This window comes from Microbacterium luticellae (genome assembly GCF_050408645.1).
Classification (GTDB): Bacteria; Actinomycetota; Actinomycetes; order Actinomycetales; family Microbacteriaceae; genus Microbacterium.
On record NZ_JBNTKE010000002.1, the window covers coordinates 249,355 to 262,303 of the forward strand.

At 62.2% G+C, this 12,949-nt stretch carries 14 protein-coding genes; 1 reads left to right on the plus strand and 13 read right to left on the minus strand.

The annotated features are described in order from the left end of the window. Nucleotides 1-17 precede the first annotated feature (17 nt). The 8 genes from ACQUSW_RS06870 to hemE form a co-directional block, all read right to left on the minus strand. Nucleotides 18-815 carry a uroporphyrinogen-III synthase gene (locus ACQUSW_RS06870; protein WP_428931548.1) on the minus strand — a complete coding sequence of 266 codons (798 nt, stop codon included), beginning with the start codon at nt 813-815 and terminating at the stop codon, nt 18-20. Further along, on the minus strand, nt 812-1,828 hold the full coding sequence (gene hemC, locus ACQUSW_RS06875) for a hydroxymethylbilane synthase (RefSeq protein ID WP_428931549.1): 1,017 nt from the start codon (nt 1,826-1,828) through the stop codon (nt 812-814). Before hemC ends, ACQUSW_RS06870 begins: the two co-directional genes overlap by 4 nt. Before the next feature lie 13 nt (nt 1,829-1,841). Then, nucleotides 1,842-2,522, minus strand: coding sequence for a hydrogen peroxide-dependent heme synthase (gene hemQ, locus ACQUSW_RS06880; protein WP_428931550.1), 681 nt, complete (start codon nt 2,520-2,522; stop codon nt 1,842-1,844). Nucleotides 2,523-2,608: 86 nt separating this feature from the next. Then, nucleotides 2,609-2,887 (minus strand): hypothetical protein, encoded by a 279-nt coding sequence (locus ACQUSW_RS06885; protein ID WP_428931551.1) that lies wholly within the window; start codon nt 2,885-2,887, stop codon nt 2,609-2,611. Next, a complete protein-coding gene (locus tag ACQUSW_RS06890) occupies nt 2,874-3,281 on the minus strand; it encodes a phage holin family protein (RefSeq protein ID WP_428931552.1) in 408 nt (135 codons plus the stop codon). Before ACQUSW_RS06890 ends, ACQUSW_RS06885 begins: the two co-directional genes overlap by 14 nt. Continuing rightward, a complete protein-coding gene (locus tag ACQUSW_RS06895; RefSeq protein WP_428931553.1) occupies nt 3,281-3,637 on the minus strand; it encodes a hypothetical protein in 357 nt (118 codons plus the stop codon). The genes ACQUSW_RS06890 and ACQUSW_RS06895 overlap by 1 nt, the downstream gene beginning before the upstream one ends. A gap of 115 nt (nt 3,638-3,752) precedes the next feature. Then, nucleotides 3,753-5,276, minus strand: a complete 1,524-nt coding sequence (locus ACQUSW_RS06900) for a protoporphyrinogen/coproporphyrinogen oxidase (RefSeq protein WP_428931554.1) — start codon at nt 5,274-5,276, stop codon at nt 3,753-3,755. Then, complete coding sequence (hemE, locus tag ACQUSW_RS06905) at nt 5,273-6,298, minus strand: uroporphyrinogen decarboxylase (RefSeq protein ID WP_428931555.1); 1,026 nt, start codon at nt 6,296-6,298, stop codon at nt 5,273-5,275. Before hemE ends, ACQUSW_RS06900 begins: the two co-directional genes overlap by 4 nt. A gap of 100 nt (nt 6,299-6,398) precedes the next feature. On the opposite strand from hemE, the gene ACQUSW_RS06910 reads away from it, so the two are divergent. Then, nucleotides 6,399-7,673 carry a glutamyl-tRNA reductase gene (locus ACQUSW_RS06910; RefSeq protein ID WP_428931556.1) on the plus strand — a complete coding sequence of 425 codons (1,275 nt, stop codon included), beginning with the start codon at nt 6,399-6,401 and terminating at the stop codon, nt 7,671-7,673. On the opposite strand, the gene ACQUSW_RS06915 is transcribed toward ACQUSW_RS06910, so the two are convergent. The 5 genes from ACQUSW_RS06915 to ACQUSW_RS06935 form a co-directional block, all read right to left on the minus strand. Continuing rightward, a complete protein-coding gene (locus tag ACQUSW_RS06915) occupies nt 7,620-8,297 on the minus strand; it encodes a hypothetical protein (protein ID WP_428931557.1) in 678 nt (225 codons plus the stop codon). The genes ACQUSW_RS06910 and ACQUSW_RS06915 overlap by 54 nt on opposite strands. Before the next feature lie 146 nt (nt 8,298-8,443). After that, entirely contained in the window at nt 8,444-9,829 is a 1,386-nt protein-coding gene (locus tag ACQUSW_RS06920) for a glycine--tRNA ligase (RefSeq protein ID WP_428931558.1), read from the minus strand. Nucleotides 9,830-9,924: 95 nt separating this feature from the next. Beyond that, complete coding sequence (locus ACQUSW_RS06925) at nt 9,925-10,626, minus strand: hypothetical protein (protein WP_428931559.1); 702 nt, start codon at nt 10,624-10,626, stop codon at nt 9,925-9,927. Then, nucleotides 10,623-11,957 carry an alpha-hydroxy-acid oxidizing protein gene (locus ACQUSW_RS06930; protein WP_428931560.1) on the minus strand — a complete coding sequence of 445 codons (1,335 nt, stop codon included), beginning with the start codon at nt 11,955-11,957 and terminating at the stop codon, nt 10,623-10,625. The genes ACQUSW_RS06925 and ACQUSW_RS06930 overlap by 4 nt, the downstream gene beginning before the upstream one ends. A gap of 45 nt (nt 11,958-12,002) precedes the next feature. Beyond that, entirely contained in the window at nt 12,003-12,929 is a 927-nt protein-coding gene (locus ACQUSW_RS06935; protein WP_428931561.1) for a serine hydrolase, read from the minus strand. Nucleotides 12,930-12,949 lie beyond the last annotated feature (20 nt).

The following is a 12,949-nucleotide window of genomic DNA, read 5'->3' on the forward strand; positions in this document are numbered from 1 at the left end:
TACAGGTGTGTTGTCGATCACGGGGCGAACTCGTCGGCCGCGTGCGGAAGAGTGAACTGCGAGACGGCGTCGATCAGGGCATCGACAGTCTGGCGGTCGGCAACGACAGAGATGGGCAGACCTGCGCGCCGGGCGTCGGTTGCCGTACGCGGGCCGATAGCGGCCAGTAGCGTGGTGCCGGGGATCTCAGGAAACTGCTCGCGTACCTGCTCGGCCACAGAACCGCTGGTGACCAAAATGGCGTTGATTCTGCCGTTGGTTACGTCGCGCATGATGCGCTCGGTGACCGGAACACCCACGGTGCGGTAGGCAACAACGCTCTTGACGTCGTGCCCGGCAGCGATCAGCCGCTCGGTCAGTACAGGTTTTGCGATTTCACTGCGCAGAGTAAGAATGCGGCGAGGTTCCGGTTCGAGCGCGATCATCTGGTCGGCCATACCGGCGGCTGAGTTATCGCGGTCGGGGACGAGTGTGACCTCGTAGCCGACGGCCTGCAGTGCTGCCGCGGTTGTCTCACCCACGGCAGCAATGCGTGTGTTCGGTGGAATCACAGTGCGATGCGCAAAAAGCACGTCAACGGTTGTCGCGCTGGTCACCGTTAGCCAGTCAAATGCTCCGGCCGAGAGTTCGCCCAGTGCGGTGTCGAGGGTCTCTTGATCAGTTGTCGGCGCGAAATTAATCAGCGGCGCCACAACCGGAACCGCCCCCTGCGATCGCAGACTTGCGGCGACGCCGTCGCCCCAGGGGCCGCCTCGCGGCACCAGCACACGCCAGCCCTCGAGGGGCTTATCTTTTTTCTGTTCGGTGTTGGTCATTGGGAACGCTCTCGTGGGAGAAGGTCGGCCGCCCCACGTTCGAGCAGCCGACGGGCAATATCGAACCCGACCTGCTCTGCAGCAACAATCGGGTGTGCTCCATCGACAGTATCTGCTCCGTTGCCACTGCCGTTCCCTTGAATATACCCTCCGTTCAGGGTTTCAGTAACGTCGAGTCCAATCCGCCACCCATCGGCGGGGGCATAAACGACAGCTCTCACACGCAAAATGTTGTTTGTCACGCTGGCATGGGCGGCCATAGGCGACTGGCATCCCACGTCCAGCCCCGCCAGCACAGCTCGCTCTGCCGTAATCGCAATGCGGGTTGCCTCGTGGTCGAGTTGCCGCAGATGCACCATGAGGTCTTCCGGGGCGTCGGCCAGCGTTTCTACGCCCAAAGCACCCTGGCCCGGTGCGGTCGGCCACTCAGCGAGGCCAAGATCAACACGATGCAAACCAGCAATCGGATGCGGCGCATCCGTGCGAGTGCTCAAGCGTGCCAGGCCTGCCGCCGCCAGAATCACTGCGTCAAGGTCTCCTGTGCGCACTCGGTCAAGGCGCGAGTCGACATTGCCGCGAATATCTACCGCGCTTGTTTTCGGAGCCAACCCTCGCAGTTGTGCAATGCGGCGCGGTGACCCCGTGCCCACGCGGCTACCCTGCGCCATCTCATGCAGGGCTGTGCCATCGCGAGTGATCACCACATCGTTTGCCCGCTCGCGTTCGGGCGTGGCAGCTAAACAGAGGTCTTCGGGAATCACGGTGGGAAGGTCTTTGAGCGAGTGCACCAGAAAGTCACACTCACCGCGGCGCAGGGCCTCACGCAGGGCCGTCGCAAAAATTCCCACTCCCCCAATTTCTGCCAGAGAAGCCCGGTTGGTGTCGCCCTCCGAAACAATCGGCACAAGCTCTACCCTGCGACCGCTTACTTTTTCGAGCGCTGCCGCCACCTGGGCCGACTGAGCGGTAGCCAGAGCGCTGCGGCGCGTGCCTAAACGAAGAGGTTGAGACATGACGAAACCGCTCTCACTGAACGACGTCGGCGATTTCGGCCACGCTCACGCGCCGACCCGTGTAGAACGGGATCTCTTCTTTAACGTACCGGCGTGCTTCGGTGTAGCGCAGGTCGCGCATAAGGTCGACCAGTTCGGTCGGGTCATCGGCTTCCAGGGGTAGCAGCCACTCATAGTCACCGAGGGCAAATGCAGCAACAGTGTTAGCTGTAACACCGCGGTGGGCAGCACCCTTACGACCGTGATCGGCCAGCATGTGCTTACGCTCTTCTTCGGGCGCCAAATACCATTCGGGGGTGCGCACGAACGGGTACAGGCACAGCCACTGCTTGGGTGCGATGCCGCGCAAGAACCCGGGTACGTGGGCACGGTTGAACTCGGCGTCGCGGTGCACACCCATAACGTTCCAGACGGGTACGAGAGTGCTCAGCAGTCCGCTGCGGCGCAGCCGCCGCAGCGCCCATTGCAGCAGTTCGGCTGTTTCGCCGTGCAACCACACCATCAGGTCGGCATCAGCCTTCAGTGCCGAGACGTCGTAAAAGCCGCGAATGGTGACACCGCGTTCTTCGACCTCAGCAACAGCAGTAGCGAGAGTTTCTGATTCGCTGTCTGTTACCGGATGCTGCGCATCACGGCACCACACAGCCCAGAGCGTGAAACCAGCGGGGGATTCTGCAGAAGAAACATCGGCCATGTTTCTCATAGTGCCCCGTTCTTTCGGGGTGCGCGAACGTCGAATACCCGCGTGATTATGCGGCTGCGCTCAGCCGGCTCATATGATCAGCGAGCGATCAGGCGAGCAATGCCCCACACGGTCGTGCCGACAGCGGCAGCGACGCCCACGGCAGCGACGGCAAGGGTGACGGGTTTGCGCTGCGCAAACGCACGCACCTTGACGTTCGCGCGCGTGACGGCTTCTTCTGTGCGGCGGGCGACATTGGCCTTCTGCTCGATGGCTGCCAGCGCCGCTTTGAGTTCGGCCCGTGCAGACTGCACGGGGTCAATAATCCCGCCAGGAACAACGGTACGAGGGAGCGAATGAGGGTCAGGAGTGGTCATCGCCGGTGTCCTTCATCAATCGAAAATCGGTGCCGACCGCCTGCGCCGGGTTTTCGCGGCGCAAAACCTTGCGGAACCGCAAGAGACCGAGTAGCACAAAGACCGCCACGGCAAGCAGCAGCCCTCCGAACACGACGATCGCCGAGAGCCACACGGGCCACCACGAAGAGAGCCCGGCAATAGCAAATACGAGCAGAACCGGTACGGCCCAGAACAAGAAGAAGAGGGCGACAACAAACCAGACGGCGCCGATCCCTGAGTCTTTTGCGGTTCGAGTTACCCAGCGTTTCGCCGCGTCAATCTCAGCCTTAACAAGATTGCCGATCAGCTCGGGCAGGTCGCCGACGAGCGTCAGAAAGCTGTCGTCGGCACGGTCACGAAAGTCGCGTGCCATTATTTGTCCTTGCGGGCCTTCTTCTCGCTCGCCTTGGCTGTCTCATCTGCTGCCTTTTTCACGGTGTCGGCAGCATCCTTTGTTTCTTCCAGGGCGGCATCGACGCGCTCGCCCGGTGTGCCGTCGGCCGTGGCGGCCTTGACAACGTTGACGGTGCCCTTCCACAGTGCCTGCGGTACAGCGGCAGCCTGCGCACGAGCAAAGTCCTGTGCCTTCGTCACCTGCTGTTGAACAGCGTCGAGGTGCCACACCTTGAGCCACTGTTCTTTGATTTGTTCATAGCGGCGGCGTCCTGCGCGGGCACCCAATACATACCCTACGCCGAGGCCGATGACGAGTCCGATCTTGCCCTTCATGCGGGTCTCCTCACATCGTTTCGAGCCTGCGGTAAGTATCCAGGGTAACCCCATATGCCATTTTCGGCATCTACTGCATCGGCTTTCTCGTCACTCGTGCACAATTTTCGTGCAGTTATGACCACAGCAGATCGTGCCGAACACGTTCGGCTTCGTGCTGTGCGTCGGGAATCACCTGTGCGAGTCCGGTGCCAGCAAGCCACGCTCCGGCGGCCCCGAGCCCGGGCACGGCTGCAATTGTGTCTCGAATCTGCTGCCGTCGCTGCGTGGCTCCGATAACGGTGCCCGGTTGTGCCTGCGAGAACGGGGCACGAAACATTCCCTGCAGCTGACTCCGTGACAGCGGCACACCCAGTAACGCCGAGGCTTCGCTGAGCGCTAGCTCGGCAGCATCGTCGTCGTTGAGTTCGGCTGTCGCGGGCATTTCACTGTGAGAACCAAAGGAGACCCGCACAATGTGTTTGCCCTGTGTTTGTTCGGCCAGCCACGGCCACTTCGCTGTGGCGTGTGTGAGCGCTTTTGCCCGGTGGCTTCCGGGTACCGTCAGCACTCCGGTGCCGCGTGGTGCAGCATCAAGGCGCTCACTGTCGAGCACAAGCGTGATCACTTCAATCACCGGCTGGGGGGCAGGTTCGATATCGGCGAGTGCGGGCACGGCGTCGGCGAGCACGTGTCGCGCTGTGGTTTCGTCGGTGGCGATGATCACGGCATCGTAGAGCGCGTCGTCTTCCGTAGCATCCGGATGCTGCGCTGCTTCGCCGTCGACACCGCTGGGCGTTGCGTCGTGCACTGCGGCGTTTACTGCATCGTGTACCCGCCACTGTGGCGTGCTGTTCTGTACGCTCTCGATGCTTTCGATCGGCGCCTCGGTAACGATGGTGACGCCCAGCATGCGCAGATTCTCGTGCAGCGCATCAACGAGCACGGCCATTCCACCACGCAAGCCTTTTACAGCTTGGCCCGCTGCTTGTGGTGGTCGATTGTTGCGCAGCGATGCAATGGCCCCGGCCAGCGAGCCGACCTGGGTGAGCGCACCGTTGAGCCCTGGAATAGCGACGTCGATGTCGACTTCATCGGCAGTTGATGAATACACGCCCACAACGACGGGCGAGACTAGCCGGTCGAGCACACGCTGACCCATCCGCGAGCGCACAAGATGGCCGAGGCTGTGCTGGTGTCCGACGGTGAGCGGTGGCCGCAGCCGGTCGAGGTAGGCGCGCCAGGCACCGGGCCAACCGATCACGCGGCGCACCGATTCGTGGAACGGGTTATCGGGAATACCGAGAATGCCGTTGCGGGGTAGCGGTGCTGCCGCCGGGCCGTCCCATCCAGTCACCCACGCGCCTTCGCTGCTGGGTTCAACGATCCGGTCGTTCAGACGCAGCTCGTTGACAAGTTTTTCTACATGACCGCCGCGCACAGCAAAAGATTCGGCCCCGGCGTCAAACGTTATTCCGGCGGCTTCGCCCTGTCGTATGGCTCCGCCGACTGTCCCGGATGCCTCCCACAGCGTCACTCTCATACCCACGGCAGCACACTCGCGGGCCGCAATCAGCCCGGCGATACCGCCACCGATCACTGCCACCCGTTTCTGGGCGGCGCGTTCAGCGAGTTCGTGAGGGCTGGGCAGGTCGGTCATATGTTTTCTCCGTGAAAAGCATGCACGGTTTCGACAATACGCGTCAGCTGGTCGGGGTTTGTTTCTGGCGGCACCCCATGACCGAGGTTCACGATGTGTGCGCGGGCGTTACGGCCCTGCTGCAGCACGTCGTGCACGTGCTGTTCGAGCACGGGCCATGGCGCGGCAAGCAGTGCCGGGTCGATGTTTCCCTGCACCGTAACGTTCGGACCGAGAACAGCCGCGGCTTCGCTGAGGGGTGTGCGCCAGTCGACACCGACAGCATCCACCGTGTTCCCCAGGGTCATATCGGGCAAAAATCCGCCCGTTCCCACCCCAAAATGAATAGTGCCAACACCAAGATCGTGGAGCGCGGCGCGCGAGTGCGGCGCCACATGCTCACGATAATTGTTCACACTCAATGACCCTGCCCACGAGTCAAAAAGTTGAATCGCACGAGCCCCGGCGTCGCGCTGCGCGCTGACAAACACTCGAGCAACCTCAGCCAGCCATGCAGCCAACTGGTGCCACAGTGTGGGTTCGGTGAGCATCATCGCGCGGGCACGCAGGTGGTCTTTCGACGGGCCGCCTTCGATCATGTAGGCGGCCACCGTAAACGGTGCGCCAGCAAAGCCAATAAGTGGCGTGTCGCCCAGTTCGTTGACGACCGCGGTCACTGCCTGCTTAATCGGCTCAGTGTCAAGGTCGTGCGGATCAATCTCGCACAGCTTACGCACGTCGGCGGCGGTGCGAATCGGGTTGGCAAAGACCGGGCCCTTTCCTGGAACAATCTCAACATCCACCCCGGCCAGACGCAGCGGCACCACGATGTCGCTAAAAAAGATGGCGGCATCAACCCCGTGTCGACGCACGGGCTGCAGCGTGATCTCGGCCGCCATATCGGGCGTCAGACAGGCGTCAAGCATCCGGGTACCCACCCGCAACTCGCGGTATTCGGGCAACGACCGGCCCGCCTGTCGCATAAACCAGACAGGAGTTTTTTCGGGACGATCACCAGCGAGAGCGCGAAGAAGGGCAGCCATGGGCTCATCTTCGCACCGCGATTCTATGGGTCGGCGCAAAGCCGTTCGTGCAACGCCGGCTTCCAGCAGAGGCAAAGATTAGCGTCGTTATGCTCGCAGCGTGCTGCTCTGTGTCTCGGCGAGTCATCAGACCGCCCCCTTCGAAATTTTGGAACAACTCAGCCGCGCGCCCCATGATGTGGCTCGGCAACTGACTGCGTCGGCGCCGTGCATCCAGGGCGCTGTGGTGGTGGCAACGTGTAACCGCTTTGAGGTGTACCTCGACGTCGACGAACCTGCCACGGCAGGTGACGTCATTGGCGTAGAAGCAGTTATGCGTGCGGTCACCGATCACACCGGTCTTGCCCGTCACGCAGTCGAAGGCCTGTACGAGGTACACCGCGGCAGCGATGTTGCCGAGCACCTTTTTGCCGTGGCATCCGGTTTAAAGTCGGTCGTTTCTGGTGAAGAAGAAATTGCCGGCCAAGTGCGACGAGCACTCAGCGACGCCCGCGATAACGCAACAACATCATCTGCGCTCGAGCACCTGTTTCAACAGGCAAGCCGGGCTCAGCGCCGTGTAAAAAACGTCACGGCGTTGAGCCGGGCGGGTCGGTCACTGGTGCGCCTTGCCCTCGACCTGGCTGATAGTCGCATCAGCGACTGGTCGGCCGAGCAGGTGGTTCTGGTAGGAACAGGCGCGTATGCAGCGGTCACCCTTGCTGCCCTACGTGAGCGCGGTGCTGAAACGATCAGCGTATATTCGCCCTCGGGTCGTGCGCAGCAGTTTGCCGAAAAACACAACCTGACTGCTATCACCGAAGACGCCTTTGTCACGACCGCACGCCAGGCCACGCTGCTGGTCACGTGCACGAATGCGGAAGGCTATGTCGTGACTGGCGAGCACGTGCACGATGCGCCGCACGCCGGTACACGCCCTTCTCGTCTCGTGATCGATCTGGGTATGCCCCGCAACGTTGACCCGGCGGTGACACAGAACGAAGGTGTAGCCCTGCTCGACCTCGAAACGATTCGTCTGCATGCCCCGCTCGAAGAACTGCAGGCCGCCGAAGCTGCCCGCTCGGTGGTGCGCGAAGCTGCCGCCGATTTTCGGCACGATCGTGCGCGTCGAGCCGTAGCCCCCGCCATTGTTGCTCTGCGCTCTCACGTGTTCTCTCTCCTCGAAGCCGAGATCGCACGGGCTCGCGCCCGCGACGACGACGGCTCTATTGAACAGGCCTTGCGCCACCTCGTCGGAGTGCTGTTACACACCCCGACGACGAGGGCGCATGAGCTAGCAGCGCGAGGCCAGGCTGCACAGTTCGCTGAGGCCGTACACACACTATTGGGCGTGAGCGAACACCTCGACACGGCCACTGCGCAGCGCAGCGCGTGACGCCGCAAGCACAATAACCCCCAGCATGACCGGCGCGGCAACGGCAATAGCCGCGATCACAATGAACACGCCCATCAGCCACGGCGGTGCGGCGATCATACCCATCACAAGAACCGGTGTTGTCATGAGAACACTGGTGACTCCGTTATGCAGCACCCAGGCCAAGGGAATCATCACGAAGAAAATTCCAGCAATCGGCGCCCACACACCCGGCAGTACGCGATGCTGCACAAGAGCGCGCGCTGCGCGCCACCCTAGAAAAGGCATCACAATCAGAAGCGCAAGCCACGGCAAAGCCGTGCTTCCCGTAGCAACGATTCCGGCTAGCCGCAAAAACTCGCCCGCCATGTCGAGGATCACCAAACCGACAACGCCCAGGCTCACGGAGAGCATCCGCTGCGCAGGTGCCCGCTGCGAAAAAAGCGCACTATCGGGGCCGCGCACCCCCACGGCCAGTACCAAAAAGGCACTCAGTAGCAGCAGAGCCGTCGTGCCAACGGGAACACCCCACAGCATCTCTAGGAGCTTTACCAGGCCTGCCACGACCAGCAGCACTCCGGCATTGCGCAGCGAACGGGCGCGATCAGTAGCGGCCGTGATTACACCATCGATTACGTCATTCATGACCGTAAACGTAGTAATGCGCTGCTACCCGCAGAGTCGAGTGCACAGGCTTGCAGCGGCATCCGGCACACCCCTTGATCGGGGAGGAAACGTTCACGCCGCCGCGCTGCACGAACGGCACAGCGCGGGGGCGTGAAGAGAAACTGTTAGGCGCCCTTCAGACGATTAGCGAGGTAATCGTGCAGGTCGTCGAGAGCGATGCGCTCCTGCGCCATCGTGTCGCGGTCACGCACCGTGACGGCACGGTCATCGAGTGAGTCGAAGTCGACCGTCACACAGTAGGGCGTGCCGATCTCGTCTTGGCGGCGGTAACGGCGCCCAATGGCACCCGAGTCGTCGAAATCAACGGTCCACTGGCCCCGCAGTGTGTCGGCAACCTCGCGCGCGAGCGGCGACAGCTTCTCATTACGCGATAGTGGCAACACAGCAACCTTCACGGGCGACAAGCGAGGGTCAAGTTTGAGCACCGTGCGGGTATCGGTACCACCCTTAGCGTTGGGCACTTCTTCTTCCACATAGGCGTCGACCAAGAACGCCATCATCGCGCGGGTCAAACCAAACGACGGCTCAACAACATAGGGCGTGTAGCGCTCACCCGAAGCCTGATCGAAATAGCTCAGGTTTTGGCCCGACTCTTTCGTATGGCTCGACAGATCGTAGTCGGTGCGGTTAGCCACGCCCATCAACTCGCCCCACTCTTTGCCGGGGAACTCAAACCGATATTCAAAGTCGATCGTTGCCGCCGAATAGTGCGCGCGCTCGTCGTCGGGAACATCAAACTGACGCATGTTGTCGGGGTTAATACCCAGGTCAACAAACCAGTTCCAGCACTCTTGCACCCAGTGATCGAACCACTGCTGGGCTTCTTCGGGCGGCGTGAAGTATTCGATCTCCATCTGCTCGAATTCGCGAGTGCGAAAGATAAAGTTGCCCGGCGTGATCTCGTTACGAAAAGCCTTACCGATCTGGCCGATACCGAACGGCGGCTTCTTGCGGCTGGCGGTGAGCACATTGGCAAAGTTCACGAAAATACCCTGCGCGGTTTCGGGGCGCATGTAGTGCAGGCCGCTCTCGTCGTCAACCACACCCAGGTACGTCTTAATGAGGCCCGAGAAAGCCTTCGGTTCGGTGTACTGCCCCTTCGTGCCACAGTGCGGGCACGGTACTTCGGCGAGTCCGCCCTCTGCTGCGCGGCCCTTACGGGCTTCGAAATCTTCGACCAGGTTGTCGGCACGAAAACGCTTGTGGCAGCTGAGGCATTCCACGAGCGGGTCGGTAAATGTTGCTACGTGACCGGATGCCTCCCACACACGCTTCGGCAAAATAATCGACGAGTCGAGCCCGACCATGTCACCGCGCCCGCGCACAAACGTTTGCCACCACTGGCGACGAATGTTTTCTTTCAGCTCGGTACCGAGCGGACCGTAGTCCCACGCAGAGCGCGAACCGCCGTAGATTTCACCCGCCTGAAAAACGAATCCGCGGTGGCGGGCAAGGGCGATGACCTTATCAAGGCGAGACTGTTCGGCCACGGTGGCTCCAATGGTCGCATGCGAAAGAAGGGAACGACAAGCACCCGGCTCGTCGTATCTATCCTACGCGTGCCTGTCGGTGCACGACCTGCACGCTAGCGTGGGGAGTCGGCCACCAGCCGCGCGCGTAGTTCGGGTATCACCGCGGCAAACGAACGATTGCACTGCTCAATGCGGTCACTGAGGTCATCGAGTGCATGCTGGACTTCATCGTGCGAAGCACCTGCAGCGTCAACGCGCAGCGTCGCATCGCGCACACGATCCAGCGACCAGGCGATATCGGCCGTGTGCGTCAGTATCGCCTCGTAATCGCCGCTGGAGGCAAGAAAACCTGCCCAGGAGCTCAGCACACGGGCAAGCCGATCGCGTTCATCAACAACAGTTTGGCGTAGCCGCCGCATTTCTTCGGCAAGCTCGCTAGTCCCTACCGCCGATTGCACGGCGGGCAGTGTGCGGGCTGCGGGCGGGCCGGGAGTAATTTCACTCTCGTCATCGGCCAGCGTGTGCAAAAAGTCGCTGAGCGCGATGCGGTTCAGCGGTGCCCACCGCCGCTCGGTCTGCCTCTGCAGAATGCGGTCGAGCACAGTCACGGTAAGCAAGAAGCTCACGAGCCCGCCCGCAAGGCCACTCACAACGGCGAGTTCTTGCCAGATTCCCGTGGCGATGTCGATCCATAAAATAACGCCGATAATCACAAAAGCACTTGCGACAGCGACAAAGTGACGCATGCGCCGCCATGCTTCTCCATGATTTTTTCTTGAGTGCTGCACGGGGTATGCGCCAGTGAAGTCAGTCATTGTTGTCGTAGTGCGCCATGATCAAGTTGATCGATCGCCGTGAGCCCGGCCAGGCCGAGCGTAATGTCGAGCTCGGCCAGAGTATGGCGAATTACTGAGCGCACCCCTTCTTCGCCGTCGAGCGCAAGCCCATAGGCGTAGGGCCTGCCGAGCGCCACCATATCGGCGCCCAGCGCAAGGGCTATGGCGACGTCGGCTCCGCCACGAATACCAGAGTCGAACACGACCGGTACCCGTTTATTTACGGTCTCGACAATGCTCGGCAGCACGTCAAGCGTGGGCACCGAGCGATCCACTTGGCGACCACCGTGGTTCGACACCCAAATGCCGTCAACCCCCGAGTCGATCGCCTGCTGTGCGTCATCCGGGTGCACAATGCCTTTGACGATGATCGGCAGTGTGGTCCATCGCCGCGCTCGGGCCAAATCATTCCACGTGAGCGATGGTGTCGAGAACACGTCAAGGAATGTTTCGACCGCGGTGCGCGGAAGCGGCGAGCGCAGGTTTTCACGCAGGTTGCGTGACCCGGTAACGGCGGCACCGTGGCGGGCTATCGATACGCCTGCCGCGATAGTTTGCGGGGTTATGCGCACTTTTTCTGCGGCCGCGGGGGCTTCGGATGCCACCCGGACACGGTCGCGCACGAGCTGTTGGAACACGGGGTCAGAGGTGTATTGGGCAATGCCCATGCCGCGCGTAAACGGTAGGTAGGCCAGGTCGAGGTCGCGTGTGCGCCAGCCCAGCAGGTGCGTATCGACGGTGACGACAATGGCTTCGCACCCGGATGCCTCGGCGCGGGCCAGCAGCGATGCATTCAGTTCGTCGGACGCCGACCAGTACAGCTGAAACATTCGTGGTGCATCCGGGGCTGCCTGCGCAATTTTTTCTAGCGGCGCCGAAGCCTGGTTGCTGATCGTGTAGCTGGCGCCCATGCTGGCGGCGGCACGGGCGACGGCGAGGTCGGCTTCGGGGTGTGCCATTTCCATAACGCCCAGGGGCGCCAGCAGTAACGGGTGGGGGCGAGTCGTGCCCAGAAATGTGGTCGAGAGGTCGCGTTCGGCAACATCGCGCAGGGGTCGCGGCCACACTTGCCAGCGGTCAAAAGCGGCACGGTTGGCTGCGGCAGTGTGCTGTCCGCCGGCGCTACCGGCGATATAGGCGTATGCCTGCGGGTTGAGGGTCTTGCGTGCCGCTTCGGCGAGCCGGTCGGGGTCGGTGGGCACCGACGGTAATTGGCCGCTGATTCCGGCGCGGTAAATATCGGACTGTGTTTGTCGTGAAATGCCCCGGGATGCAGCTGGATCGTGCGGAGCAACGCTGCTCGTAGCCATGAGCACACCCTAGCGAAGCCTGCGCCCGGATGCCGCACGGCGGCGCTAGTACACGTATTCCATGAGGTCGGTGCCCAGCACGCGGCAGGCTTCGTGGGCGCGCAGCCGGTGCTGAATCGAGAGGTCGTCGAAGCAGATGCTCAGCGCGTAAGCGATTCCGGCGCGCGGGCCGGCAAGCACCCCGGCTTCTGACCGGATGCCGCGGTCGCGCCCTGTTTTGTTGATGAAGAGCAGCCCGTGCGAGTCGTTTTCGTGTGCGAAGGGGTCGAGCCCAAGGGCGGATGCGACCAGACTCAGGTCGTGGTTGAGACTCAGCCATTCGGCCACCTGGGCGCTCACGGCAGGGTTGACTGCGGTGGAGTTGACGATGGCGGCAAAAAGACTGGCGATTTCGCGCGTTGAGCCGACGGCCAGGTTGGGGGCGTCGTCGGGTCCGCGGTGGTCGCGTACGCGATCAAGGAGTGCAGTGCGCCGCAGGCCCAGCGAGGCGAGACGGTTGCGTACGCGTTCGTGGCCCACGCGGTCGAGCAGCGCATTGACGGCCAGCGGGTCGCCTGCCGCTGCCGCTAACACGGCGAGGTCGGCGATAGGAAGTGCGGGCGCATGCAGGTGCCGCCACAGGCCCGAGGTTGTGACGGGATCGAGTTCGGCGCGCTCAACAATCTCGAGCGGGTCGAGGGTGCCCTGGTCGATCATGGCGGCCACTTCGATGAGCAGTGGCACGACGCCGATTCCTGCGACGGGGAGGCTCACGTGGTCGTCGCCGGTAAAGACATCGACTCCGGAGTCGAGGTCGATGATGTGCACCGACACTTGGGCGCCGGATGCCGCAAGCTGGCGTAACGTGCGCTCCGCTGAATCGAACGAGCGTCGGTCGATCGCCGCACGCTTCGGCAATCGCTTGGGGCGTCGGCGAGAACGACGTTGGCTCAACGGTGGGAGCGAGGGTTCGGGGAGGGGGCCCACTCGCATAGTCCTTCCGAGAGAAGGTG

What these genes read in the sequence shown, in the direction of transcription:
- ACQUSW_RS06915 (WP_428931557.1), bottom strand. Translation starts at nt 8,297, where the DNA reads ATGAATGACGTAATCGATGGTGTAATCACGGCCGCTACTGATCGCGCC.
- ACQUSW_RS06895 (WP_428931553.1), bottom strand. Translation starts at nt 3,637, where the DNA reads ATGAAGGGCAAGATCGGACTCGTCATCGGCCTCGGCGTAGGGTATGTA.
- ACQUSW_RS06930 (WP_428931560.1), bottom strand. Translation starts at nt 11,957, where the DNA reads ATGGCTACGAGCAGCGTTGCTCCGCACGATCCAGCTGCATCCCGGGGC.
- hemQ (WP_428931550.1), bottom strand. Translation starts at nt 2,522, where the DNA reads ATGGCCGATGTTTCTTCTGCAGAATCCCCCGCTGGTTTCACGCTCTGG.
- ACQUSW_RS06900 (WP_428931554.1), bottom strand. Translation starts at nt 5,276, where the DNA reads ATGACCGACCTGCCCAGCCCTCACGAACTCGCTGAACGCGCCGCCCAG.
- ACQUSW_RS06870 (WP_428931548.1), bottom strand. Translation starts at nt 815, where the DNA reads ATGACCAACACCGAACAGAAAAAAGATAAGCCCCTCGAGGGCTGGCGT.
- ACQUSW_RS06935 (WP_428931561.1), bottom strand. Translation starts at nt 12,929, where the DNA reads ATGCGAGTGGGCCCCCTCCCCGAACCCTCGCTCCCACCGTTGAGCCAA.
- hemC (WP_428931549.1), bottom strand. Translation starts at nt 1,828, where the DNA reads ATGTCTCAACCTCTTCGTTTAGGCACGCGCCGCAGCGCTCTGGCTACC.
- hemE (WP_428931555.1), bottom strand. Translation starts at nt 6,298, where the DNA reads ATGGCTGCCCTTCTTCGCGCTCTCGCTGGTGATCGTCCCGAAAAAACT.
- ACQUSW_RS06885 (WP_428931551.1), bottom strand. Translation starts at nt 2,887, where the DNA reads ATGACCACTCCTGACCCTCATTCGCTCCCTCGTACCGTTGTTCCTGGC.
- ACQUSW_RS06925 (WP_428931559.1), bottom strand. Translation starts at nt 10,626, where the DNA reads ATGACTGACTTCACTGGCGCATACCCCGTGCAGCACTCAAGAAAAAAT.
- ACQUSW_RS06890 (WP_428931552.1), bottom strand. Translation starts at nt 3,281, where the DNA reads ATGGCACGCGACTTTCGTGACCGTGCCGACGACAGCTTTCTGACGCTC.